Genomic DNA, 24,104 nt, shown 5'->3' with positions numbered 1-24,104 from the left:
TCCTCGTGGCGAAGCAACCGACACGTGGGAGGCCGCTCCATGGCCGCGACGAGCGCCGAGCCGTGCCAGACCCCGGCGGAGGCCGGGCTGCGCGAGCGCAAGAAGGCCCGGATGCGGGAGACCCTGCTCGACGCGGGGCTGCGGCTGTTCCACGAGCACGGCTACCAGGGGACCACCACCGAGGAGATCGCGGCCTGCGCCGGGGTCTCCCAGCGCACGTTCTTCCGCTACTTCGCCTCCAAGGAGGACGTCGTCCTGGAGGCTGTCGAGGGCGTGGACGAGTACCTGTACGCCGCCCTGCGCTCCCGGCCCGCCGACGAGCCCCCGTTCACGGCCCTGCGCAACGCGATGCACGAGCACTGGGGCTACCTGGACCGCGAGTCCCTGCACATCCAGGGCAGCGCGATGGGCGTCATCACCGGCAACCCCGAGCTGATCGACCTCAACGCGCGCTACTGCCTGAGCAGGCAGCTGCGGCTGGCCGGGGTGATCGGCGAGCGCACCGGCACGGACCCGGACACCGACCCGCGCCCGGGCGTGCTCGCCGCCGTGTTCCTCTCCGTCATCACCAGCGCCCACCAGGCGTGGTGCGGCTCGGGGTCCAGGGACACCGACGACCTGGCCGAGGCGATCCGCGACCGGCTCGCCCTGGTGCCCGAGGTGGTCTGCGGGGCCTGGGAGCCCCCCGCCGCCGCGTCCTGACCTCGGGGGCGGAGGCAGCGCGGGTGCGGGGGCAGCCCGGGCGGCGGCTTCCGTCCGGGGCCCCGGATGCGGGGCCGGGCCCGGGGCCGGCCGGTCCGGCGGCACACGAGAGCGCCCACGTCCCGGCGGGACGTGGGCGCGTGGGGCTCCGGACCGGTGTTCGCGGGTCAGTCCACGGTCTCCGGGTGGGCGGCCGAACGCACCGCCTCGCGCGCCCGGCCGGCGCTGGAGGCGGCCGTCGCCAGCTCGGCCAGGCGGCGGCACTCCCCCTGGCTGTGGCGGGCCAGGGCGTGGCGCACCGCGGGGAGCGCGGGGGCCGACATCGACAGGCTGGTCGCCCCCAGGCCCACCAGCACCAGGGCGAGGAGCGGGTCGGCGGCGGCCTCGCCGCACACGCCCACCGGGCGCCCCGACCGCTCGCCCGCCGCGCCCACGGCGCCGACCAGCGCCAGGAGGGCGGGCTGCCACGGGTCGAGCAGGTCGGGAAGGGTGCCCAGGGTGCGGTCGGCGGCCATCGTGTACTGGGCGAGGTCGTTGGTGCCGATCGACACGAAGTCCACGCGGCTCATCAGCCGGTCGGCGAGCAGCGCCGCCCCCGGGACCTCGATCATCACCCCGGCCTCGCGGATCCCTGCCTCGCGCGCCAGCGCCACGAAGTCGGACGCCTCGTCGGGCGTCGACACCATCGGCGCCATCACCCGCACCCGCGCGCCCGTCTCCTCGGACGCGGCGGCGATCGCGGCGAGCTGGTCGGTCAGGAGGCCGGGGTGCACACGGGAGGTCCGGAACCCCCGCACGCCCAGGGCCGGGTTGTCCTCGTGGCCCGTCTCCACGAACGCCAGCGGCTTGTCCGAGCCCGCGTCCAGGGTCCGCACCGTGACGGTCCGCCCCGAGAACTCCTCGAACAGCCGCGTGTAGGTGTCGGTCTGGGCGGCCACCGTCGGCGGGTCGGCGCGGTCCAGGAACAGGAACTCGGTGCGCAGCAGGCCCACGCCCTCGCTGTCGTGCGCGCCCGCCTCCTTGGGGTCGCCCTCCCCCGCGTTGAGCAGCAGGGCGACGGGGACCCCGTCCTCGGTCCGGCCGGGGCCCGTGGACTCCGCGAGCAGGGCGCGCCGGCGCTCGGTGCGCCGCAGCATCCGGTCGGCCAGCTCGGCGTCGGGCTCGGGTTCGACGGTCCCCGCGTCGCCGTCCAGCGCCACCGGGACGCCGTCGCGCAGGGTCTCGGCCCCCGGACAGCCGACCACGGCGGGGATGCCGAGCGCGCGGGCCAGGATCACGGTGTGGCTGGTGGGTCCGCCGAGGCGCGTGACGATCCCGAGCACCTGCTCGGGGTCGAGCCGGACGGTGTCGGCGGGGGCGAGGTCGTCGGCGACCAGCACGTGCGCGACGCCGGGGTCGGGCAGGCCGGGCATCGGAAGGCCGAGGAGCAGGGCGGTGGCGCGGTCGCGGATGTCGGCGAGGTCGGCGGCGCGCTCCGCCAGGTAGCCGCCGGCGGCGAGCATCAGCTCCTGGTAGGCGCCGCACGCGGAGTGCACCGCCCATGCGGCGGGCTCGCCGGCCTCGGCGCGCTCCTCGACCCGCCGCCCCAGCTCGGGGTCGCGGGCCATGAGCGCCAGCGCGCCCAGCACCGCGGCGGCCTCGCCGGTGAGCTGCGCGGCCTGGGCGTCGAGCAGGTCGGCGACCTTCTCCAGGGCCCCGCGGGCGGTGGACGCCTCGGTCCGGGGGTCGCCGGGCTCGGGCCGCTCCGCCGGGAGGGCGGGCGGGTCGGCCATCCGGGCGACCGGACCGACGGCGACGCCGGGGCTGGCCGGGATGCCCGACAGCCGGGTGGCACCGGCGGTGGGCGAGGGGTGTTCGGTCTGCGCCATGGTCGCTCCGTACGTCGGTGGGCGGTGGGCGGCCCGGGAGGGACGGGCCGAGGGATCTGTGCCCCGGATCGCGCCGCGGGACTCCTGGACGGGTCCTGGCGGGTGCGGTCGGAGGGCGGGGGACTGGGTCGGGCTGTGGTGCGGGGGGTTGGGCTGTGGTGCGGGGGGTGGGCTGTGGTGCGGGGGCTGGGCTGGGTCGGTCCGGGGGCTGGGAGGCGGGCTGTCGGGGGCCGGACCGGTGCGGGCCGGGTCGCCGGGGCTGGTACGGGTCGGGGTCGGACTGCCGGGGGCCGGACCGGTGCGGGCTGGGCTCCCGGGCCGGGCCGGTGCGGGGTCAGGGCACCGGAGGGGCCGGGGAGGAGGTCGCGGGTGGGGGCCGGGGCGCTCCGCCGGGTCGGCGGCGGCTGCCGGGCAGCACGGTGCCGGACGGGCCTTCGGCCCCCCTGTATCAAGCAAACCCCGGAACGGCCGCGCCCGGTAGGGGCTGTGGACAACCCCGCCGGGGCCGGGCCTCCGGGGGCCGCACCCGGCGGGGCGGCCCCTGCGGTCCGGCCCCGGGCGGAGGCCCGTCACCGCCTCCGTCCCGGGTCCGCGCCCGTGCGGGGCCTACGGCTGGATGGTGACCTTGATGGCGGTGCCGGAGGCGACCGTCTCGATGGCCTTGTGCACGTCCGACAGGGCCATGCGCTCGGTGATCAGGTCGGCCACGGGGACGGCGCCGGACGAGATCAGCTCCAGGGCGCGGCGGTTGTGCTCCGGGCTGGAGCCGTTGGCCCCGAAGATGGAGATCTCCCGGTAGTGCACCAGGTTGGAGTCCAGCTGGATGATCGGCGCGTCCTTGGGCAGGCCGCCGAAGAAGCTGATCCGGCCGCTGCGCGACACCATGCGCAGGGCGTCCTCCTGGGCGCGCCCGGAGGCGGCGGCGGTGATGACCACGTCGGCGCCCCGGCCCCCGGTCAGCTCGAGGACCGTCTCGACCGCGTCGACCTCCTCGCCGCAGATGGTGGCGTCCGGCTGGACGATGTTCGCGGACATGTCGAGGCGGCCGCGGTTGATGTCCACCAGGTACACCTTCGCGGCGCCCTTGGCGCGCGCCAGCCGGACGTGCAGGCAGCCGATCGGGCCGGCGCCCATGACGACGACCGTGTCGCCCTCGCCGACCCCGGCGATCTCCTGGCCGTTGAGCACGCAGGCGAGCGGCTCGGCGACGGAGGCCTCCGCGAGGTCGATGTTCTCGGGCACCCGGTTGACCCCGTCCACGGCCAGGACCGACTCGGGGATGATCATGTACTCGGCGAAACCGCCGTCGTAGTGGTAGCCCATCGACTCCTGGTTGGAGCACACCGTGAAGCGGCCGTCGGCGCACTCGACGCAGGTGCCGCAGGGGATGGCCGCGATGACCTGGACGCGGTCGCCCTCGGCCCAGCCGCTGACGCCCTCGCCCACCTCCACGATGCGCCCGGCGATCTCGTGGCCGATCACGCGGGGCGGACGGATGTGGTGGTGGCCGTGCCGGGAGATCTTCACGTCCGTGCCGCAGGTGGAGCAGTTGACGACGGCGATCTTGAGCTGTCCGGGTCCGGCGGTCGGCTCGGGGGCCTGCTCCAGTCGGATGTCACCGGGTGCGTAGAAGCGGGCGACGAGCATGTTCGGGCCTTTCTGGTGGTGCCCCGCCGGGCCGGGTCCCGGCCCGGCGGGTGAAGTGGTGGACTGACCGGCCGGTGGGCCGGCGCGGGGGGCCTCGTGGGTGGGGCCGCTCAACCGCTCCGGCCGGGGCCGAGCAGGTCGATGACCTCGTCCGGGGTGGCGGCGGAGCGCAGGCGCGCCGCCTTCTCCGGGTCGGTGAGCACCCCCGCCAGGGACGAGAGCACACCCAGGTGCTCCTCCCCGGAGGCGGCGATGCCGATGGCCACGTACACGGTGGGCCCGTCCCAGTCGACCCCGTCGGGGAACTGGAGGACGGCCAGCGCGGTCTCCTTGACCAGGGCCCGCCCGGCGTCGGTGCCGTGCGGGATGGCCACGCCCTCGCCCACGAAGGTGGGGACGGACGCCTCACGCTCGTGCATGGCGGCCACGTAGCCCGGCTCGACCGAGCCCAGCTCGACCAGGAGCGCGCCGCACTGGTCGATGGCGTCGGCCTTGTCGGCGGCGACGCGGCCCAGGCGCACCGCGTCGGCGGTCAGGGCGAGGTCAGTCGGCAAGGGTCTCCCCGTTCCGGATGGCCTGCTCCAGACGCGCGAAGGCGGGGTCGCCCAGGAACATCTGGAAGCCGACCACGACGGTGTCGGGCACCCGGGTCTTCGCACGCGCGACCAGGCCCGCCTGGCACAGGACGACGTCGGCGGTGTCCGGGATGCGGTCCACCGCGGAGTGCTCGACGGTCACGCCGTGGGGCGAGAGGGTCTTCTTCAGCTGGGACGTCAGCAGGACGCTGCTTCCCATGCCGGCGTCGCAGGCGACGACGACCTTCTTGATGTCCGACCCCTGGATGCTGCTCATGCTGTGGTCTCCTGGTTCTCTGCAGCGGCCTGCTTGGCCTTCTCCTCCTTCTCCGCCTTGCGCTCGGAGCGGCCGAAGCCGAGCAGGAGCGAGGCGAGGACGAACGAGACGATGGTGGCGGCGATGACACCGGCCAGGACGCCGAGGTGGCCTCCGGGCGGGGTGACGGCCATGAGGGCGATGATGCTGCCGGGCGACGCGGCCGAGACGAGCCCGGCGTCCATGACCATGAAGGTCGCGACACCGGACATGCCGCCGCCGATCACGGCGAGGATCAGCTTCGGCTGGGCGAGGATGTACGGGAAGTAGATCTCGTGGATGCCGCCGAAGAGGTGGATGACGATCGCGCCGGGCGCGGTGGCGCGGCTGACCTTCGGGCCGAAGAGCATGCAGGCCAGGAGGATGCCCAGACCGGGGCCGGGGTTGGCCTCGATGAGGAACTCGATGGCGCTGCCCTCGGCGAGCGCGCGGGCCGAGCCCAGCGGGGTGAAGACGCCGTGGTTGATGGCGTTGTTGAGGAAGAGGACCTTGGCGGGCTCGACGATGATCGACACGAGCGGCAGCAGGCTCATGTCGATGAGGAACTGCACGCCCGCGCCCAGGGCGTCGGCGATGGTCCGGACGACCGGGCCGATGACGTAGGCGCCGAGGATCGCCAGGAGCGCGGCGAGGATGCCCGCGCTGAAGTTGTTGACCAGCATCTCGAAGCCGGCCTTGATGCGCGGCTGGACGAGCCGGTCGAACTGCTTCATGAGGAAGGCGGCGAGCGGGCCCATGGCCATCGCGCCCAGGAACATGGGGATGTCGGCAGAGACGATGACGCCCATGGTGGCGGCCGCGCCGACGACGCCGCCCCGCTGCTCGTACACCAGGGTTCCACCGGTGTAGGCGATCAGCAGCGGGAGCAGGAACTTGATCATCGGGTCGACGAGCTGGCCCAGGTACTCGTTGGGCAGCCAGCCGTCGGGGATGAACAGGGCGGTGATGATGCCCCAGGCGATGAACGCGCCGATGTTGGGCATCACCATGCTGGCAAGGAACCCGCCGAAGCGCTGGACGCCGGAGCGCACCGCGGTGAGTCTGCCGCTGCTCTGCTGTGTGGACATGGGGGACCTCCTGGGAGGTTCGACGGGCGGTCTGCCGCGCCGGTGTGGGGAGAAGGTGACGGGGTGGGGCGCCCGGTAGGGGCGGGGCGGCCGGTTCAGGACGGTGAACCGTCGTCCCCGGCGCCGTGCCGGGCGCCCGGTCTGGTCAGACCACCTGGACGCGGGGTCCGGAGGCCTCCAGTTCTTCGGCGAGCCCTGTGGCGAGCCCGGTGTCGGTGATGACCAGGTCGAGGTCCTCGACCGCGGCGAAGCGGGCGAAGTGGTCGTTGCCGACCTTGGTGTGGTCGGCGAGGAGCACCGAGCGCCGCGCGGACTTGATCATGGCGCGCTTGACCTCGGCCTCGGCGGGATCGGGAGTGGTGAGCCCGCGTTCGACGGAGACGCCGTTGCTGGCGATGAAGGCCACGTCCACGTAGGACTCGGCGAGGGACCTCAGTGCCCAGGCGTCGACGGTCGCCTGCGTGCGTGTGCGCAGTCGGCCGCCGAGAAGCATGAGGTTGATGTTGGTGCGCGGAGTGAGCGTCAGCGCTATGGACAGGGAGTTGGTGACGACGGTGAGCTCCCGGTCGGCGGGAAGCTGTTCGGCGAGGCGTCCCGTGGTGGAGCCGGCGTCGAGCAGGATCGCGCCCTCGTCGGGGAGTTCGGCCAGGGCGGCCTTGGCGATGCGCTCCTTCTCCTCTGTCATCACGGAGTCGCGCACATTGAGGGTGGGCTCGAAGCCCAGCCGCTCGACGGGGATCGCGCCACCGTGGACCCTGCGCAGCACACCGTGGCGCTCCAGCGCCGTGAGGTCGCGACGGATGGTCTCGTAGGTCACGTCGAACTCCGCGGCGAGCCCCGTCACGTCGACCCGGCCGTCACGGCGGGCGCGCTCGAGGATCACCTTCTGGCGCTCTTCCGCGTACATGTTGGATCACCTGTGTTTCGGTGTGGTTTTCGGTGAGTTTAATCGTGTTGCCTGGGACACACAAGGGGTACCCCTACCCAATATCGCAGCAATCTCGTCGAAGCCTCACGCCCGGAGCGCGCCGATCGGGCAGTCTGACCAGGAGGAGCAGACCGTGAACATCTGAGCACCCCTGGAGACGTCCGGGCCGCGAACCACACATCGCACCCCACGCCCCCGCCTCCGAACCGGAAACCCGGACACAATACTGTTGACATACACAGACAAACACACATAATCAAAAGCAGTCCCACATCCGGGCCGGGCTGGGCGCGGACACCTCGAAGAGAGAACCGATGATCCTGACCCTCACCCCCAATCCGAGCGTGGACCACACCCTGGAGGTCGAGCGCCTCGTACGGGGCGAAGTCCTGCGGGTGTCGGCCACCCGTGCGCAGGCGGGCGGCAAGGGCGTCAACGTCGCCAGGGCCCTGCGCGTGGCGGGCGTCCCCACGAGGGCCGTCCTCCCCGTGGGCGGAGGCGGCGGCGCCGAACTCGTCACCCTGCTCGGCGACCTTCCCTGCGTCACCGTCCCCATCGCCGGGGAGACCCGGGCCAACGTCGCCGTGACCGAGACCGACGGCACCACCACCAAGCTCAACGCCCCCGGCCCCACCCTGACCCCCGGGGAGACCGACGCGCTCCTGACCGCCTTGGAGGACGAGCTGTCCGCGGGTCCGGAGTGGGTGGTGGCGAGCGGCAGCCTCCCGGCCGGCGCGCCCGACGACCTGTACGTGCGCGTGGCCGAACTCGCCGCCTCCTACGGGGTGGCGCTGGCCCTGGACACCTCGGGCAAGCCCCTGGAGGCGGCGGCCCGCGCCGGTTCGGTGTCGCTGCTCAAACCCAACCACGAGGAGCTGGCCGGGCTCATCGGCCGGGAGCTGCCGACGGTCGGCGACGTCGTCGGCGCCGCACGCGAGGTCCTGGGGTGGGGCAACAGCTCCGCCCTGGTGACACTCGGAGGCCACGGTGCGATACTCGTGGACCCCGAGAACACCTGGTGGGCACGCGGTCCCGAGGTCCGCACGCGCAGCACGGTCGGCGCGGGCGACTGCTCCCTCGCCGGGTTCCTGGGCGCCGGCGACTCCCCCGTCGAGCGGCTGCGGCACGCCGTGGCCTGGGGCACCGCCGCGGTGTCCCTGCCGGGAACGACCGTCCCCTCCCCCGGCGACGTGGCCTCCGACTCGATCACCGTGGTGGCCGACCCCGACCCCCTGTCGCCGGTCGACCAGCTCTGACGTTCCGAAACCGTGAACAGGCCGGGACCTCCCCCCGGCCGACGACTACTCCCCGAGGACTGACATGCCCCAGCGCACCGTGGCCATCGGCTCGCCCCAAGGCCTGCACGCACGCCCGGCCTCCCTGTTCGTCCAGGCCGTCAACTCGTCCGGCCTGCCCGTCACCGTCGCCCGCGAGGGCGGTGACCCGGTGGACGCGCGCAGCGTGCTCGCGGTGATGGCGATGGGCGCGAAGCACGGCGAGACCGTGACCCTCGCCGCCGAGGACTCCGAGACCTCCGACAAGGTCCTGGACGAACTGGTGGAGATGCTGGCCACCGACCTGGACGCCTGACCCGGGTCGGGACCCCGGAGCCCGGTGCCGTCGCGCGGCGGTACCGGGCTCCGGCCTGTCCGGGGTGTCGGGGATGCCCGGGATGCCCCGGGCGCCCGGCGGCGCCATGCCGGGGAGGAACGGTTCGCCCTGGCCCCGCCCGCCCGCCGGGGCTACGGTTGCGCCATGGACTCCTCGCGTGACGACACCGCCCTCCGCCCCTCCGGGATCTGTCGGCGTGGGCACCACGACTGGAAGCACGACGCCCCCGGGGCGAAGCGGAAGATCTGCACCCGGTGCCGTTCCATGTCGATGACCAACTACTGCGACTGCGCCGAGTGCCAGGCCGCCGACCCGGACGGCACGGCCGGCCCCGTCTTCTGACCGGGTCCCCGCCCGCGCCCGCTCCGAGCCCCGCCCGTGCGAGGGGCACGGCCCTCGCCTTCCGGAAGGCGGCGGGCCGGCACCCGCCCGGTGGACGTGCCCGTGCGGCTCAGGCCAGGCGCAGCTCCTCGACGAGACGGGCCACCCGCTCCCGCTGGGCGGCGGCGAGGCCCAGGAGCGGGCGCGGCAGGCAGTGCGGGGGGACCAGCTCCAGGTGTTCGGCGATCGCGGCCGTCACGCGCAGGCTGCCGTGGGCGGCGAACATCTCCCACAACGGCCGCAGGCGCTCGGACTCGGCGACGGCGGCCGCGGAGTCGCCGTTGAGGGCGGCTTTCACCAGGGGCGACACCGTGTCGGGCACAGTGCCGCCCAGCACGGAGAACCAGGTCCGGCAGCCGGCGTTCAGACCGGCGGCGGCCGCACCGTCGCCGGAGACGCCGATGGTCACGTGGTCGGGGACCGCTTCCCGGACCGCGGCGACGTGCTCGCGGGCGGCGGCCGGGTCCCGAGGCACCGGGGGGATCTTGATCGCGGCCACCTTCGGCAGCGCGGCGATGCGCGCGTACAGCTCGTTCGAGAAGGCGAAGTGCGTCGTGCCCGGGTTGTCGTAGACGACCAGCGGCACCGACAGCTCCGCGGTGACCTCCTCGTAGAGCCCGAACACGTCGTCGTCGGTGAGCGCCTGGTAGCTCATCGGGGCCAGCAGCACACCGGCCGCACCGACCTCCTGGGCGTCCTGGGCCAGCGCCCGCACATGGGAGGTGCGCAGCGCTCCGATGCCGACGATCACCGGGGTGCCGCCCGCCGAGCGCACGGCGGTGCGGGCCACCCGGCGGCGCTCCTCACGGTCGAGGTAGGCATAGGAACCGGTCGAACCCAGCGCGCCGATCGAATCGACGCCCGCCCGGACCAGGCGGGCGATGAGCCCGGCGTAGGCGCGCTCGTCGAAGCGGTCGTCGTCCAGCGGGGTCAGGGGGAAGGCGCTCAGTCCTGTGAACACGGTCTCTCCTGGTCGATCGGGGCGAAGGCGGTCGCCGGGCGGGCGGTGGAGGCGTCGACGTTCTCACGCCAGGACTCCGATCCGCGCTGTTCCATCCAGTCGCAGCGCGCGGTGATCATCGACGCGACGCCGGGGGTGTCGTCCCCGGTGGCGGAACGCATGGTGAACACGGCTGATCCTCTCAGCGCAGGAACGCGGTGGCGGACAGGTGCAGGCCCAGGACTTCCAGGATCTTCGCATCGCGCTTTTCGAGGTGGCGTCAGGGCGTGACGGGGTGGTCCCAGTGTCGGCCGACCGCCGCGCACGAGACCCGGCAGAAGTCCTTTTCGGGGTCGACCTCCAGGGTGAAGGCGTCCAGGGCGGGAAGGCCCGCCTCCCGGAGGCGCCGGTAGGCGTCCGCCAGCTCTGCGCCCAGGTCGCGGTCGCCGCCGCCGGTCACGGTGCCGTCCGGCCACACGTACGCCCACGCCGTCCCGGCGCCCGTCCACACGATGCGGCCGTGGCCGCTCCGGAAGGGGCGGACCCCGGTGCCCAGCCGCACGCCGGGCAGCATGAGCATGAGCCGGGTCAGCGTTCCCGAACCGATGAGTTCACCCGAACCGACCGGGAAGCCGGGGGCCTGTGCCGGCGGTTGCCCGAGGCCGGGGAAGGGGAGGTCCCCCGGACGCTGCGTGCGGTCGCGCATGAACGCCGCCTCGCGCACGAACGGCCCCGACGCGCGCCCCCCGCGCACCGTCAGGGCGGCGATCGGCGTGCTGTGCGCGGCCGGGTGCGGGCTCCAGGGGAGCACGAGCGCCGCCCCGTCGTCTGCGGCGGTGAGCCAGGCTCGCGGTATCCGGGTCGCCGCGCAGGTGGCGACGACCGCGTCGTAGACCTCGCCCGGGGGCGGTTCGGCGGCGGTGCGGACGGTGACGCCGGTCCCGGTGAGCCGCTCCCGGGCCAGGGCGGCGACCCCGGGGTCGATCTCGACGCTGGTCACCGCGCCCTTCTCCCCCACGAGGGAGGACAGGATCGCGGCGTTCCAGCCGGTGCCGGTGCCGATCTCCAACACCCGCATACCCTCGTGGACTCCGGCGGCGGCGATCATGTCCGCCATGACCTGGGGGGCGGAGGAGGACGAGGTGGGTTCGTTGCGCGGTCCGCCCCCGCCGTCGTTGGCCTGGGTGGTGACCGCGTCGGTGCCGTAGACCAGGCGCGTCCACCTGTCGGGGTCCGCGGTCCGGTACAGCGGCAGGCCGGTCGCGTCGGGCCAGACCATGTCGGGGATGAAGCGGTGCCGGGGGTGGGCGGCGAACGCGGCGCGGATCGCCTGGGGGGTGTCGAGGCGTTCCACCAGGGCGGAGTGGAGGGCGTCGAGGCCAGCTGTCACTTCTCTCCCGTTCCCTTGCAGCCGGAGCATGTGACGACGTCCTGGTGCGACCAGCCGCCACCACTGCCGTCACCGTCGGTGTTGATGACGACGGTTCCTTCACCATTGCACATGGAGCACGTGGCCACGGGGATTCTCCTGCTCAGTCGGGACGCTGCGGTCCTACCCCGGGAACGGGTCTGAATGGGAAGCTGGCCGGACCCGGCCAACGGGGTCCATCCCCGCGTGCGCGGGGAACGCGCCCACGGAAGCCGATCATGCCCCATCGCCCGGCCGGGTGCCCGGGAAGGCCCCGGCCGGACCCGGAGGTCAGACCGCACCCCCGGTGTTGCCGATCATCCGCCGGAGCACCTTGAGCGCGGTGACGTAGTCGGCGTCGTCGATGCCCTCGTGGATCGCGTCGCGGATCGCCGGGGCGTTCCGCTTGAGGCCGACGCGGGCCTCCTCCCCCTCCTCCGTGATCCACAGCCGCCCCTCGCCGTCGCGGGTCAGCCAGCCGCGCCCGAGCAGCGCCTCCGACTCCGCCGCGAGATCGTCCTCGGGCCTGAGGTAGGAGGCCATGGCCTCGCGCAGCTCGGGAACGGTCCTCCCCCGCCCGTCGGGCGAGAGGTCGTTCTCCGACAAGTTGCGCAGCAGCCAGAACTGGGGCTGGGTGTAGCCGAGTTCGGCCTGGCGCGCGCGGGTGAACGCGATGAGGGACTCGTAGGCGACCCCGGTCCAGTACGCGGCCGGCTGGGCGGCGAGTCCGGCGTCGGAGGGGTTCTGCGTCGTCATGGCGGGGGCCTTCCAAGGAGGATCTGGCGAGACCCCCACCGTAGAACCTCAACATTGGTTGACATCAAGGCCCCGGTCCGGCCCCGCTGCGGCCCGGCCCCGGCCGGGACCGGACCCCGCACGGTCGCCTGGTCAGCCCTTCACGCGGTGGACCTTGTGCTGGGCGGCCTGGGCACGCGGGCGCACCACCATGAGGTCGATGTTCACGTGCGGGGGCCGGGTGATCGCCCACACGATGGTGTCCGCGACGTCCTCCGCGCTGAGCGGGTCGGGCACGCCCTCGTAGACCGCCGCGGCCCTGTCCGCGTCCCCCCGCAGCCGGTTGAGGGAGAACTCCTCGGTCATGACCATCCCGGGGGCGACCTCCAGCACCCGGACCGGCTCCCCGCACAGCTCCAGGCGCAGCGTGGCGGCGACGGAGTGGGCGCCGTGCTTGGCCGCCACGTAACCGCCGCCGCCCTCGTAGGCCACGTGCCCGGCCACCGAGGACACCACCAGAACGGTTCCGTCACCACCGGCGATGAGCTTGGGCAGCAGCGCCTGCGTCATGTTCAGGACGCCGATGACGTTGACCTCGTACATGGTCCGCCAGTCGGCGGGGTCGGCGGTCGCGACGGTCTCGGTGCCGATGGCGCCGCCCGCGTTGTTCACCAGCACGTCGCAGGCGCCCAGGGACTCCGCGAAGGCGTCCACCGCCGGGCGGTCGGTGACATCGAGGACGTGGGCGCGGGCGCTGTGGCCCTCCTTGGCCAGTTCCTCGGCCAACGCCTCGATGCGGTCCGCGCGGCGGGCCACGAGGACCACCTCGTAACCCTCCGCCGCCAGCCCGCGCGCGGTGGCGGCCCCGATCCCGCTGCTGGCTCCGGTGACGACCGCGGTCGCTGTCATGGTGCTTTCCTCCCCGCGAAACTGCTTGTCGCGCCGAGCGTATCCGTTGGCCCGGCGGGTCGGACCCGCCGGGCCGGGACCCCGCGGCCGAGGCGTCCGCGGTCCCGGGCGGGACCGCGGACCACCCCGCCCGCCCCGCACCTCAGCGGGGGTTCGACGGGGCCCGGCCCGCCAGGGCGGCCACCAGGGCCCCCAGGGCCAGGGCCCCGGCCAGCCAGGTCACCGGCGCGGTCCCGGCCGCGTCGAGGACGCGCCCGCCCGCGAACGCGCCCAGCGCGATGCTCGCGTTGAAGACCCCGACGAAGACCCCGGAGGCCGTCTCGCGGTCCCCCTGCGCCGAGGCCATCAGCCAGGACTGGACGCTCACCGACACTCCCCCGTAGGCCAGCCCCCACACGGCCACCAGCGCCCCGGCCGCGATGACGCCCCCGCCGAGGAGCGGCACGAGCAGCACCGACCCGGCCAGCAGGGCCGCGATCACCGCGACGGTGGCGCGCGGCGCCCGTGCGGCCCGCGGGCCCGCCGCGAAGTTGCCGAGCACGCCGGCGACGCCGTAGACCAGCAGCACCGTGCCGATGAGCCCGGCTCCGAGGCCCGCCGCGTCGGCCAGGACCGGCCGGACGTAGGTGTAGGCGGCGAAGTGGCCGGTCACCAGCAGCCCGGTGACCAGCAGTCCGGTGACCACACGGGGGTCGCGGAACAGGCCCGCCGCTCCCCCGGGCCGCGCCGCCCCCTCCGGGGGGAGCGCGGGGAGGAGGAGCGCCAGGGCGCCCGCCACCAGCAGGGCCAGCCCCGCGAACGCCGCGAAGGCCGCCCGCCACCCCGCCAGTGCTCCGAGGAACGCGCCGACGGGCACCCCCAGGACGGACGCGACCGCGATACCGGCGAAGATCACGGTCGTGGCCGCGCCGACGGACCCGCCGGGCACCAGCCGCGGGGCGAGCGGCGCGGCCAGCGCCCAGACCCCGCCCATGCCGACGCCCACCAGGACCCTGGCGACGACCATCACCGCGAAGCCCGGCGCGAGGGCGGACGCCAGGTTCGCGGCGCAGAGCAGCAGCAGGAACCCGACGAGGGCCGTGCGGCGGTCCGCGCGGGCGACCGCCGCCGGGACGAGGGGGGCGGAGGCCGCCGCCACCAGGCCGGTGATCGTCAGGGTGAGCCCAGCGGTGCCGCCGGTGACGCCCAGGGAGTCCCCCATCGGCGTCAGCAGTCCCACCGGCAGCATCTCGGAGGTGACCACGGTGAAGGTCGCGGCGGCCACGGCGGCGACGGCCGCCCACCCCCGGACCGGGGAGGCCGGAGGCGGGGCCGCCGGGAGGCCCCGGTCGGACGGAACAGGTGGTGGGGGCTCGTGACGCTGCCCCTCGGGGGTCTCCCCCGTACGCGCGGTGGTCATGGGCACCAGCCAAGACCCGGGAGGCGGCCGGAACAACGGCGAACCCCTCATGCTTCCATGAGGGAGGTTCATCGATCCCGGTGCGCGGCCCGGGACGTGACCGGCGCCACGGCGGCGCGCACACGAGCGGGGGCGGGGCCGGGTGAAGGGCATCGAGATCCGGGAGCTGGAGTGCTTCCTGGTCCTGGCGGAGGAACTGCACTTCGGCCACGCGGGCGAGCGGCTGTTCGTGTCGCAGAGCAGGGTCAGCCAGCTGCTGCGCTCGCTGGAGAACCGGGTCGGCGCGCCCCTCGTGGACCGGACGAGCCGCCGCGTGTCGCTCACGCCGTTCGGCGAGGAGTTCCTCGCCGCGCTGGGGCCCGCCTACCGCACCCTCGCGGCGGTGGTGGACGGGGCCCGCGAGCGCGCCCGGGACGGGCGGCGCCGGTTGCGCCTCGGCTTCCAGGGGTCGGTGAACGGTCCCGTGGCCACGGCCGTCCGGGTGTTCGAGGAGCGGGACCCCGAGTCCCGGGTGGACATCGTGGAGATCACGCTCTCCGACCCGTTCGGGCCGCTGCGCGAGGGCGAGGTCGACGCCGCCGTCGTGCTCCTCCCCGTGCGCGAGCGGGACCTGGTGGTGGGGCCGGAGTTCTCCCGGCAGCCGCAGCGGCTCGTGCTCCCCGCGGACCACCCGCTGGCCTCGCGGTCCCGGGTCGGCGTGGAGGACATGGCGCGGGTGCCGCTCGTCCCGGTCCGGAAAGCGCCCGACTACTGGCTGCGCGTGCACTCCCCGACCGTCACCCCGCTCGGCCGGACGATCCGGCACGAGTCCGGGGTGGACACGCTCCAGGAGGGGTTGTCGCTGGTCGCCGCGGGCCGGGGCGCGATGCTGCTGTGCGGGTCCACCGCACGGCACCACGGCCGGGAGGACATCGTGTTCGTGCCGGTCAGCGGGCTCCCCGAGTCGTCGATGGGGCTGGTGTGGCCGCGCGGGAGCACGCATCCGGGGGTCCCGGTCCTGGCGGGGGCCCTCTCGGACGCCCTGGCCGGTTTCCCGCGGGAAACGGCTGCGGACAAAACAGCTGGATGACAGGGTGAACGCGTGTTAGTTTGACCGGAATTCACGCACGGGAACGACACCCCCCTGACAGGAAAGCACCTGCCATGACCGTCGCACCGTTACGGGAGAACTCCCTCCTCCGCCGTTTCTCCGTTTTCGTCCTGGCCGCGGCCGTGGCCGATTTCCTTTTCGGCGCGGTGTTCGTCACGGTCCTCCTGGAGCGCGGGGTGGACCCGTGGCTCCTGGGCTCGGTGCTCGCCGCGGCGCACCTGGTCGGCCTGGTCGTCGAGGCGCCGAGCGGAGCGCTCGGCGACCGCTACGGGCACCGCCGTCTCATGGTGGTGGGGCTGGCCCTGTGGGGCGCGGGGTTCGCGGCGTTCGGACTCGCCGACGCGCTCGCCACGACGGCGCCGGCCCTGGGCCTGTGGGCGGTCGGCTACCACCTGTACTCGGGGACGCCCACCGCGCTCGTGGTCAACCGGATCGGCAGCCGGGACCGGGCGGCCCGGATCGCGCGGACGGTCCGGTACGGACAGGTGGCGAGGAGGAGCGGCGCGGTCCTGGGGGCGGCCTCGGTCATGGTGGCGGGCGCCTGGCTGCCCGCCGACCTGCTGGTCGCCGCGGGCGGCGGCCTCCTCGTGCTGCTGGCCGCGCTCGGCCCGGTGTGCTTCCCCCCGTCGCCGGGCCAGCCGGGGCGCCGGGTCCTCGCCATCGTCGCCGAGTCGGCCGCACTGGTGGCGGGCGTCCGGTTCCTGCCCCTGGTGGCGCTGACGGCGTCGATGGCCGTGGGCACCGCCCTCCTGGTGGTGTCCTGGCAGCCGATGCTGGTGGCCGCGCACGGCGACGACGTGCGGCTCAACGGGCTGATGCTGCTGGTGATGACGGCGGCCCTGACGGTGGGGGCCCTGTGCGCGAAGTTCCTGGACCTGCGGGACCCCCGGCTGTGGGGCCCGGCGTGCGCGACCCTGGTGGGCGCCCCCGTGGCCCTGGCCGCGCACGGGGCCGTGCCCCTGTGGGCCGGCCTCGTCGCGGGCGAGTTCCTGATCGGGCTGGCGGGCGTGCTGACGGGCGTGTGGCAGCAGACGATGTTCACCGACGCCAACCGCAACACCATGTTCTCGATGCTGGCGATGGTCGCCGGGGTCCTCGTCATGGCGACCACGCTGTCGTTCGGGTGGCTGTGGGAGCTGTTCGGCCTGCCCCGGGCGACGACGGCGCTGGCCGCGGTCGGCGTGCTCCTGGCGGTGGCGTCGGCGGTGCTGGCCCGGACCGTTCCGGACCCGGCACGGCACTCCGAGGAGGCCCGGCCCGCGGAGGTCGCGCACCACACGGAGGGCGCGCGGCACGCCGAGGGGGCGGAGCCCGCGCCGGAGGCGGACGGTCCGCGCGGGTGATCCCGGCGGCGTCCCGGCCGCCCGGAGAGGGACGGGGCCGCCCGGGGAAGCACGCCGCGGGCGGCCCCGAAAGGGCGCCCCGCCACCGTTCCCCGGCCCCGACGGCAGCGCGGGAATCCCCTCGAAAGCCATTGTTGTGACCCGGGACACCTTTCTCGGAAATGCGCCGCTCCGAACACCGGACGTCCGCGCGTTCCCGAAATCACCGGTCGGTAGCATTTCTCCGGAATCCGGGAGGTCCGAGAACCGGGAGAAGTGAGGGACACATGAGTCTGGCGGAACTACTGCGGGAGCGCCCGGTCGTCCAGGCGCCCATGGCGGGCGGCAGCTCCACGCCCGCCCTGGCGGCGGCCGTGGACCGCGCGGGCGGGATCGGACACCTCGCCGCCGGGTACCTGGCGCCCGACGCGGTCCGCGACCAGATCCGGCAGGTGCGCGAGGCCGGCGCCCAGGCCTTCGGGGTGAACGTGTTCGTGCCCGGCCCTCCCTCCGACCCGGACGCGGTCCGGGCCCACCGGCTGCGGCTGGAGTCCGAGTCCGGCCGCCAGGGGGCGGCCGTCGGCGAACCGGTGCACGACGACGACGCGTGGGAGGCCAAGATCGACCTTCTGGTCGAGGCCGCGGTCCCGGTGGCCGGGTTCACGTTCGGCTGCCCCGACGCCGCCACCCTCGCCCGGCTGCGCGCCGTGGGGACCGCCACCGTGGTCACGGTGACCACGGCCGAGGAGGCGCGGACCGCGGTCGGTCGCGGCGCCGACGGGGTGTGCGCGCAGGGCCTGGAGGCGGGCGGGCACCGGGCCTCGTTCGACCCGGTCCTCGGCGGGGACCGGCCGCTGCTCGACCTCGTGGCCGACGTGGTCGCGGCGGTGGACGTGCCGGTGATCGCCGCCGGCGGCCTCATGACCGGGGAGGGGATCGCCCGCGTCCTCGGCGCGGGCGCGGCGGCGGCGCAGCTGGGGACCGCGTTCCTGCGCTGCCCGGAGAGCGGCGCCAACCCCGCGCACAAGGCGGCGCTCGCCGACCCCGCCTTCGACCGGACCGCGGTGACCTGGGCGTTCACGGGGCGCCCGGCGCGGGGACTGGTCAACCGGTTCATCACCGAGCACCCGGAGAGGCCCTACGCCTACCCTGACGTGCACCACATGACCAAGCCGCTGCGCGCCGCCGCGGCGAGGGCCGGGGACACCGGCGGGATGGCCCTCTGGGCGGGCCAGGGGTTCCGGCTGGCCTCGGAGGACCCGGCGGGCGAGGTCGTGGCGCGGCTGCGCCGCGAGGCCGCCGGGGCGGGCGTCAGGATCTGACTCGGCCCGGCGGGGCGCCGGAGCGGGCGGCCTTCCAGCACCGCGCCGTCCGGGCCCGGCACGCGGGGCGCGAGGCACGGGGCCCGGGACCTGGCACGCGGGGCCCGGGGCCCGGCACGGGCTCTCCGCACGGCCGGGCCCGGCACGCGGCCGTCCCCGGTCACCGCGCCCGGCGCTCCCAGTCGGAGGTGAGGAAGACCAGCCCGTCCGGCAGCCCGGCCCGCCAGCAGGCGCGGTCGTGGCCGCCGTTGTACTCGGTGAGCACCACCGATCCGGGCTCCCGGCCCAGTTCGGCCCCGCGTGCCGCCAGGGCGTCGCGCAGGCGCCGGTTGGCGTCGAGCAGGGCCCACTCGTTGAGGCCCGCGCTGAGGTGGACCCGGCCGGGGACGGTGTCCGCCCCGGCGACCAGGCGCGCCATGCGCTCGCTCTCCCCGCCGGCCACGGCGACGTTCGGCCACCAGAACGAGCCCGACTGGGACAGGACCCGGCCGAACCGGTGCGGTGCGCGGTGGGCCGCGTAGAGGGCGGTGAGTCCGCCCAGGCTCTGCCCGGCGACGAGGGTGCGCCCGGGGTCGGCGGTGACGTCGTGGCGGTCGCCGAGCCACGGGAGGAGCTCGTGCCCGAGGAAGTCCACGAAGGCGTCGTCGCAGGCCAGCTCACGCGTCCGGGTGGCGGGGTCCAGGGAGTCGACCATCACGGTCAGGGCCGGGGGCAGGGTTCCGTCGGCGATCAGCCCGTCGAGGAGCGGGGCCAGGGGCAGCGTGTGCCAGTCCTGGCCGTCCAGGAGGACGACGACCGGCCAGGGGAGCCCGTCCGGCGGGGCCTGGGCGGGCCGGTGGACCCACACGGTACGGGTGTTGCCCAGCGCGGCGCCGGCGAGTCGCGCCGCGGTCACCGTGCCGGCCTCCGCCGGGGCCTCCCCCTCGGCGCGGGCGGCGGTGACCCGTCCGCCGGACGGACGCCACAGCTCGGGCGGGGCGCCGGGCAGGGAGACCACCGACGCGGTGGCGTCCAGCCGCTCCCGCGCGAGGGGGTCGGGGACGGCGTGGGCCAGGGCGTCGAACCAGCGGGCGACGGCGGGGCGGTCCTCCGGGTCGGCGACGGCGAGGGCGCGCTCGCGCCGCAGCCGGGTCGTCGCGGACAGGGCCCCCTCGGGTGCGGGCGCGCCGTCGGCGGGCACGGGGGCGACCGTGTAGGAGGCCCGCCAGTCGTCGCGCATCCGGTAGGTCAGGTGCCACACATCGGTGCCGGGGACCCGCTCCATGCGGTTGTGCTCGTAGGAGTCGGCGTCGGCGATCTTGTTCGCGACGAGGACGACGTCGGCGAGTTCGTCCCCGCCCCGCCACAGGAAGGTCACCGTCCGGTGGCCCGTGCCGTCGTCCCCGCCCACCACGGGGGTGCCCCCCGCCTCCACACCGCGCCAGAACGCCTCGGGGTCGCGGGCGGCCCCGTCCACACCGGGTGTGGCGACCCGTTCGGGGCGGACGGTGCGCTTGAGGCGCGGAGGGATCGTGTAGGCGGCGGGCTGCGGCATGGGCGGTTCGGCCTCTCCGGCTTCTCGTGTCGTGGGCGGGGGCGGGCTGGTGGGAGCGGCATCCGGGCGCAGGAGCGGACCGGGCCCGTTCCCGGGGCAGGCAGGGCCGGGAACGGGCCCGGGGGCGGACCGGACGGCGGCCGGCGTCAGTCCTCGGGGGCGGCCTCGACCTCGGCGAGGAGCCCGTACAGGGCGACCACCTCGTCCTCGGTGAGGGCCGTCGAGAGCGGCGACCGGGCGTTCAGCCCCGCTCCGATCGCGTCGACCACGCGGCTGCCCTCCTCCGTGGGGCGGGCCACGCGCATGCGCCGGTCGCTGACCGCGGCGACCCTGCGCACGAGCCCGCGCGCCTCCAGTTCGCCCGTGACGATCGACACGCGCGAGGCCGTGCAGCCCAGTTGCCCGGCCAGCGCGCTCTGCGACGCGGTGTCGTGCAGGGCACGGAGCGCACGCGCCTGGAACGCGGTGAGGCCGTGCTCCGCCGCGAGCCCGCCGAGGAGCCGCTCCAGGCGCTGGGCCACGCGCAGCAGGGCCTCCCCCGCCGCGCGGGCGGACGGGACCCCGGTGTCCTTGCGGGCCGGAGGGGTGGTTCGGGTGGACGGCCGTGACGTGGTCATCGTTCCTCACACTCTACCGGATTGACATTTAGGATAGCCATACCTAACTATTCTTGTCATGAAGCAAGCACCCGTCTCCGCCACCCTAACCACCGGCGCGGCCACCGCGACCCTCGTCCTCCTCCTCGCGGGCTGCGGCGCCGGGGAAACCGCCGCGCCCCCCGCCGGCGAGGGGGAGACCCGCACCGTCACCCACCTCTACGGAGACACCGAGATCCCCGCGGAACCCGAGAGGGTCGTCTCGGTCAGCGTCACCAGCACGCCCCTCCTCCTGAGCCTGGACGTCCCCGTGGTCGCGTCGGGCGTCGCGGGCACCTCCGCCCTCACCGACGACAAGGGTTTCTTCGCCCAGTGGGCGGAGACCGCCGACGAGCGGGGCGTCGAGCCCCTGCCCGGCCCGGAGGTCGGCCTGGAGGCGGTCGCCGCCGCGGAGCCCGACCTCATCGTCGGCAACGGGTTCGGCGCGGACACCGTCCCCGAGGAGCTGTACGAACAGCTCTCCGGGATCGCCCCCACCGTCGTGCACGGCGAGTCCGACACGGCCTGGCTGGACACCACCGACCAGTACGCCGAGACCTTCGCGCGCCAGGACCGGGCCGAGGAGATCACCGCCGAGTACGAGGCGCTGGTCGAGGAGGTCTCCGCCGACCTGGACACCGCGCACGACGTGGTCATCCTGACCGGCACCCCGAACGGGTTCAACGTGTTCACCGAGGAGTCCGCGCAGGGGCGCCTGGCCACCGACCTCGGACTCACCGTCCACGAACTGCCCGACGACGTCGCCGCACCGGGCGGCCAGGGCGGGGAGCGCGGCGACATCGTCGAGCTGTCGGCCGAGCGCGCCTCGGACTTCGGCGACGCCACGCTGCTGTTCGTCAACACCCAGGGCCAGGAGATCGAGGACTACCTGGAGGTCTCCCCCACCCTGGAGAACATCCCCGCCTGGGAGGAGGACCGGGTGTTCACCCTCGGCGCCGCGTCCTTCCGCATGGACTACTACAGCGTCCCGATGGTCGCCGAGCGCCTGGCGGAGGTGCTCGGCTCCTGACCCCCGCGGCCGGGGCGCGCCCCGCCCCGGCCCGCGCCGGGCCGCCCGGACGTACCGGTTGGTAACGACTTGGGCCCACACACGCCGACCACTAGAGACTGTGACCTCGGGCACTCTAGGGTTCCGCCATGGGTGTAATGCGTAAGCGTGTGCTTGTTCGTGTACTTCTGGGCTTTCTGGCGACCGTGACGGCCCTGGTGCTCGTCGCCGCGCTCCTCGGGGTCTGGACCGTCCGGAGATCCTTCCCCGAGACCTCGGGCGAACTCGCCCTCCCGGGGCTGGAGTCGCAGGTCACCGTGCTGCGCGACGGCAACGGCGTCGCGCACGTCTACGCCGACAACACCCGCGACCTCTTCATGGCGCAGGGGTTCACCCACGCCCAGGACCGGTTCTGGGAGATGGACTTCCGCCGCCACGTCACGGCGGGCCGCACCGCCGAACTGTTCGGCCCCGACCAGGTGGACACCGACGTCTACCTGCGCACCATGGGCTGGCGGCACGTCGCCGAGCAGGAGTACGAGCTCCTGACCCCCGAGACGCGGGGCTACCTCGACTCCTACGCGGACGGCGTCAACGCGTGGCTGGACGGGCACGACGGCGCGGCGGCGAGCCTGGAGTACGGCCTCCTGGCCGTGCTCAACGGGGGGCACGAGATCGAGGAGTGGAGTCCCGTCGACAGCCTCGCCTGGCTCAAGGCCATGGCCTGGGACCTGGGCGGCAACATGCAGGAGGAGACCGAGCGCGCCCAGCTCCTCGACGCCGGGCTGACCGAGGAGCAGGTCGAGGACCTCTACCCGGCCTATCCGTTCGAGGAGCACGAGCCCATCACGGACACCGGCGAGCACATCGCCCCGGGCGAGGAGGGCGGGTCCGGGGACGGTCCGCCGGAGGGCGACGAGCGCCGCGCCCCCGAACTCCCCGAGGGCGTCGTCCCGGCCCTGGCCGGGGTGGCGGACGCCGCCGCGTCGCTGCCGCGCATGCTCGGCCCCAGCACCAGCCCCGACCTGGGCTCCAACTCGTGGGTCGTCGGCGGCGAGCACACCGAGAGCGGCCTCCCGCTCCTGGCCAACGACCCCCACCTGGGCGCGTCGATGCCGTCCACCTGGTACCAGATCGGGCTGCACTGCACCGAGATCACCGACGCCTGCCCGTTCGACGTCAGCGGGTTCAGCTTCTCCGGGCTGCCCGGCGTGGTGATCGGGCAGAACGAGTCGATCGCGTGGGGGTTCACCAACCTCAACCCCGACGTCATGGACCTGTTCGTCGAGGAGATCGACGGCGACGGCTACGTGGTCGACGGCGAGACCCTGCCGCTGGAGACCCGGGAGGAGACCATCCGGGTCGCCGGGGGCGACGACGTCGACATCCTCGTCCGCTCCACCCACCACGGCCCGCTGATGTCCGACACCGCCGTGGGCGAGGGGCTGGCCGCCGTCGCGGAGGACGCCGGGCCGGAGGGCGCGGACGGCGGCGAGTACGCGGTCTCCCTCCAGTGGACCGCGCTGAGCCCGGGCACCACGGCTGACGCGATCTTCACCCTGAACCGGGCCCGCGACTGGGACGGCTTCCGTGAGGCCGCGAGCCAGTTCGACGTCCCCGCGCAGAACCTCGTCTACGCCGACAACGAGGGCAACATCGGCTACCAGGCGCCCGGAGCGGTGCCGATCCGCGGCAGGGGCGACGGCCGCTACCCCGCCCCCGGGTGGGACTCGGACTACGACTGGGGGGACCGCATCCCCTTCGACGAGCTGCCGAGCGTGTACAACCCCGCGTCGGGCGTCATCGTCACCGCGAACCAGTCGGGTGTGGACGCCGACTACGAGCACATGCTCACCGACGACTGGGACTACGGCTACCGCTCCCAGCGGATCAACGACCTGCTGGACGAGGCCCTCGCGGACGGACCGGTCGACGGCCAGGACATGTCGGACATCCACATGGACTCGTTCCACGGCGGAGCCGTCGACGTCGTCCCGCACCTGCTGGAGGCAGAGGTGGACGGCGCCGCCGCCCGGGCCCAGGAGCAGCTGCGCGACTGGGACCTGTTCACCGACACGGACTCGGCCGGGGCCGCGTTCTACCAGGCCACCTGGCGGCACCTGCTCCCCCTGCTGTTCGACGAGCTGGAGCCGTACGCGATGAGCGGGAACTCGCGCGGGATGTACGTGGTGGGCGGTCTGCTCGACGACCCCGACTCGGCCTGGTGGCGGGGCGCGGAGGCGAGCGGGCGCGACGAGGTGCTGGCCGCCGCGATGGACGCCGCCGCGGCGGAGCTGACGGAGCTGCTGGGCGACGACCCCGCCGACTGGCGCTGGGGCGACCTGCACACCCTCACGGCGACCCACGAGTCGTTCGGCACGTCCGGGATCGGACCGGTCGAGTGGCTGTTCAACCGGGGCCCGGTGGAGAGCTCCGGCGGCTCCGGCATCGTGAACGCCACCGGCTGGAACGACGCCGAGGGCTACGGGATCACCGCGGTGCCGTCGATGCGGATGGTGGTGGACCTGTCCGACCGGGACGCGTCCACGTGGATCCACCTCACCGGGAACTCCGGCCACGCCTTCCACCCCCACTACGACGACCAGCTGGAGCCGTGGAGCGAGGGCGGGACCCTGCCGTTCGTCGTCAGCGAGGAGGCGGTGCGGGAGGCCGCCGTCGACGAGCTGGTCCTCACCCCGTAGCGGG

The 24,104-nt window shown here is 74.5% G+C and carries 24 protein-coding genes; 9 read left to right on the top strand and 15 right to left on the bottom strand.

Annotated features, from left to right (window positions below):
• Positions 1 to 39: 39 nt before the first annotated feature.
• Complete coding sequence (locus ACQPYD_RS02895) at positions 40 to 702, top strand: TetR/AcrR family transcriptional regulator (RefSeq protein WP_433699655.1); 663 nt, start codon at positions 40 to 42, stop codon at positions 700 to 702.
• A gap of 167 nt (positions 703 to 869) precedes the next feature.
• On the opposite strand, the gene ptsP is transcribed toward ACQPYD_RS02895, so the two are convergent.
• From ptsP to ACQPYD_RS02865, 6 genes are all read right to left on the bottom strand, one after another.
• On the bottom strand, positions 870 to 2,570 hold the full coding sequence (gene ptsP / locus ACQPYD_RS02890) for a phosphoenolpyruvate--protein phosphotransferase (protein ID WP_344185196.1): 1,701 nt from the start codon (positions 2,568 to 2,570) through the stop codon (positions 870 to 872).
• Between the two features lie 606 nt (positions 2,571 to 3,176).
• Positions 3,177 to 4,217 carry a zinc-dependent dehydrogenase gene (locus ACQPYD_RS02885; RefSeq protein ID WP_433699654.1) on the bottom strand — a complete coding sequence of 347 codons (1,041 nt, stop codon included), beginning with the start codon at positions 4,215 to 4,217 and terminating at the stop codon, positions 3,177 to 3,179.
• A gap of 110 nt (positions 4,218 to 4,327) precedes the next feature.
• Complete coding sequence (locus tag ACQPYD_RS02880) at positions 4,328 to 4,771, bottom strand: PTS sugar transporter subunit IIA (RefSeq protein WP_267947904.1); 444 nt, start codon at positions 4,769 to 4,771, stop codon at positions 4,328 to 4,330.
• A complete protein-coding gene (locus ACQPYD_RS02875) occupies positions 4,761 to 5,069 on the bottom strand; it encodes a PTS lactose transporter subunit IIB (RefSeq protein WP_267947903.1) in 309 nt (102 codons plus the stop codon). The genes ACQPYD_RS02880 and ACQPYD_RS02875 overlap by 11 nt, the downstream gene beginning before the upstream one ends.
• A complete protein-coding gene (gene mtlA, locus ACQPYD_RS02870; protein WP_433699653.1) occupies positions 5,066 to 6,175 on the bottom strand; it encodes a mannitol-specific PTS transporter subunit IIC in 1,110 nt (369 codons plus the stop codon). Before mtlA ends, ACQPYD_RS02875 begins: the two co-directional genes overlap by 4 nt.
• A 145-nt stretch (positions 6,176 to 6,320) precedes the next feature.
• Positions 6,321 to 7,082 carry a DeoR/GlpR family DNA-binding transcription regulator gene (locus tag ACQPYD_RS02865; RefSeq protein WP_267947901.1) on the bottom strand — a complete coding sequence of 254 codons (762 nt, stop codon included), beginning with the start codon at positions 7,080 to 7,082 and terminating at the stop codon, positions 6,321 to 6,323.
• A 335-nt stretch (positions 7,083 to 7,417) separates the two neighbouring features.
• On the opposite strand from ACQPYD_RS02865, the gene pfkB reads away from it, so the two are divergent.
• From pfkB to ACQPYD_RS02850, 3 genes are all read left to right on the top strand, one after another.
• Complete coding sequence (gene pfkB / locus ACQPYD_RS02860; protein WP_433699652.1) at positions 7,418 to 8,359, top strand: 1-phosphofructokinase; 942 nt, start codon at positions 7,418 to 7,420, stop codon at positions 8,357 to 8,359.
• A gap of 64 nt (positions 8,360 to 8,423) precedes the next feature.
• Positions 8,424 to 8,693, top strand: a complete 270-nt coding sequence (locus tag ACQPYD_RS02855; RefSeq protein WP_433699651.1) for an HPr family phosphocarrier protein — start codon at positions 8,424 to 8,426, stop codon at positions 8,691 to 8,693.
• A 165-nt stretch (positions 8,694 to 8,858) separates the two neighbouring features.
• The gene (locus ACQPYD_RS02850) at positions 8,859 to 9,056 is read left to right on the top strand and encodes a hypothetical protein (protein WP_267947898.1); all 198 of its coding nucleotides are present in this window, start codon (positions 8,859 to 8,861) and stop codon (positions 9,054 to 9,056) included.
• Between the two features lie 109 nt (positions 9,057 to 9,165).
• Here ACQPYD_RS02850 and ACQPYD_RS02845 read toward each other — a convergent pair whose 3' ends face one another.
• The 7 genes from ACQPYD_RS02845 to ACQPYD_RS02815 all read right to left on the bottom strand — a co-directional run bounded on the left by ACQPYD_RS02845 (position 9,166) and on the right by ACQPYD_RS02815 (position 14,486).
• Positions 9,166 to 10,056 carry a dihydrodipicolinate synthase family protein gene (locus ACQPYD_RS02845; RefSeq protein WP_433699650.1) on the bottom strand — a complete coding sequence of 297 codons (891 nt, stop codon included), beginning with the start codon at positions 10,054 to 10,056 and terminating at the stop codon, positions 9,166 to 9,168.
• Positions 10,041 to 10,226: a hypothetical protein gene (locus ACQPYD_RS02840; protein ID WP_433699649.1), complete on the bottom strand. Its 186-nt coding sequence runs from the start codon at positions 10,224 to 10,226 to the stop codon at positions 10,041 to 10,043. The genes ACQPYD_RS02845 and ACQPYD_RS02840 overlap by 16 nt, the downstream gene beginning before the upstream one ends.
• An 89-nt stretch (positions 10,227 to 10,315) precedes the next feature.
• Positions 10,316 to 11,455, bottom strand: coding sequence for a methyltransferase domain-containing protein (locus ACQPYD_RS02835; RefSeq protein WP_433699648.1), 1,140 nt, complete (start codon positions 11,453 to 11,455; stop codon positions 10,316 to 10,318).
• Positions 11,422 to 11,553: a hypothetical protein gene (locus ACQPYD_RS02830; protein WP_433702207.1), complete on the bottom strand. Its 132-nt coding sequence runs from the start codon at positions 11,551 to 11,553 to the stop codon at positions 11,422 to 11,424. Before ACQPYD_RS02830 ends, ACQPYD_RS02835 begins: the two co-directional genes overlap by 34 nt.
• A gap of 181 nt (positions 11,554 to 11,734) precedes the next feature.
• A complete protein-coding gene (locus ACQPYD_RS02825) occupies positions 11,735 to 12,199 on the bottom strand; it encodes a MarR family transcriptional regulator (RefSeq protein WP_433699647.1) in 465 nt (154 codons plus the stop codon).
• A gap of 132 nt (positions 12,200 to 12,331) precedes the next feature.
• Positions 12,332 to 13,087, bottom strand: coding sequence for an SDR family NAD(P)-dependent oxidoreductase (locus ACQPYD_RS02820; protein ID WP_433699646.1), 756 nt, complete (start codon positions 13,085 to 13,087; stop codon positions 12,332 to 12,334).
• 142 nt (positions 13,088 to 13,229) lie between these two features.
• A complete protein-coding gene (locus tag ACQPYD_RS02815; RefSeq protein ID WP_433699645.1) occupies positions 13,230 to 14,486 on the bottom strand; it encodes an MFS transporter in 1,257 nt (418 codons plus the stop codon).
• A 142-nt stretch (positions 14,487 to 14,628) separates the two neighbouring features.
• Between ACQPYD_RS02815 and ACQPYD_RS02810 the strand changes: the two genes are divergently transcribed.
• The 3 genes from ACQPYD_RS02810 to ACQPYD_RS02800 all read left to right on the top strand — a co-directional run bounded on the left by ACQPYD_RS02810 (position 14,629) and on the right by ACQPYD_RS02800 (position 18,220).
• A complete protein-coding gene (locus ACQPYD_RS02810) occupies positions 14,629 to 15,555 on the top strand; it encodes a LysR family transcriptional regulator (protein WP_433699644.1) in 927 nt (308 codons plus the stop codon).
• A gap of 74 nt (positions 15,556 to 15,629) precedes the next feature.
• Positions 15,630 to 16,919, top strand: coding sequence for an MFS transporter (locus ACQPYD_RS02805; protein WP_433699643.1), 1,290 nt, complete (start codon positions 15,630 to 15,632; stop codon positions 16,917 to 16,919).
• Between the two features lie 266 nt (positions 16,920 to 17,185).
• A complete protein-coding gene (locus ACQPYD_RS02800; protein ID WP_433699642.1) occupies positions 17,186 to 18,220 on the top strand; it encodes a nitronate monooxygenase in 1,035 nt (344 codons plus the stop codon).
• Between the two features lie 160 nt (positions 18,221 to 18,380).
• On the opposite strand, the gene fes is transcribed toward ACQPYD_RS02800, so the two are convergent.
• Positions 18,381 to 19,754 carry an enterochelin esterase gene (fes, locus tag ACQPYD_RS02795; protein WP_433699641.1) on the bottom strand — a complete coding sequence of 458 codons (1,374 nt, stop codon included), beginning with the start codon at positions 19,752 to 19,754 and terminating at the stop codon, positions 18,381 to 18,383.
• A 146-nt stretch (positions 19,755 to 19,900) separates the two neighbouring features.
• A complete protein-coding gene (locus tag ACQPYD_RS02790; protein WP_433699640.1) occupies positions 19,901 to 20,371 on the bottom strand; it encodes a MarR family winged helix-turn-helix transcriptional regulator in 471 nt (156 codons plus the stop codon).
• Positions 20,372 to 20,429: 58 nt separating this feature from the next.
• Between ACQPYD_RS02790 and fepB the strand changes: the two genes are divergently transcribed.
• Together fepB and ACQPYD_RS02780 are read left to right on the top strand one after the other, a co-directional pair.
• The gene (gene fepB, locus ACQPYD_RS02785; protein WP_433699639.1) at positions 20,430 to 21,419 is read left to right on the top strand and encodes a Fe2+-enterobactin ABC transporter substrate-binding protein; all 990 of its coding nucleotides are present in this window, start codon (positions 20,430 to 20,432) and stop codon (positions 21,417 to 21,419) included.
• 137 nt (positions 21,420 to 21,556) lie between these two features.
• Complete coding sequence (locus ACQPYD_RS02780; RefSeq protein WP_433701928.1) at positions 21,557 to 24,100, top strand: penicillin acylase family protein; 2,544 nt, start codon at positions 21,557 to 21,559, stop codon at positions 24,098 to 24,100.
• Positions 24,101 to 24,104 lie beyond the last annotated feature (4 nt).

Source organism: Nocardiopsis sp. CA-288880 (genome assembly GCF_050955985.1).
GTDB classification, from domain to species: Bacteria; Actinomycetota; Actinomycetes; order Streptosporangiales; family Streptosporangiaceae; genus Nocardiopsis; species Nocardiopsis tropica.
The sequence above is the reverse complement of the archived record's forward strand: the minus strand, read 5'-3'. Positions and strand labels throughout refer to the sequence as shown.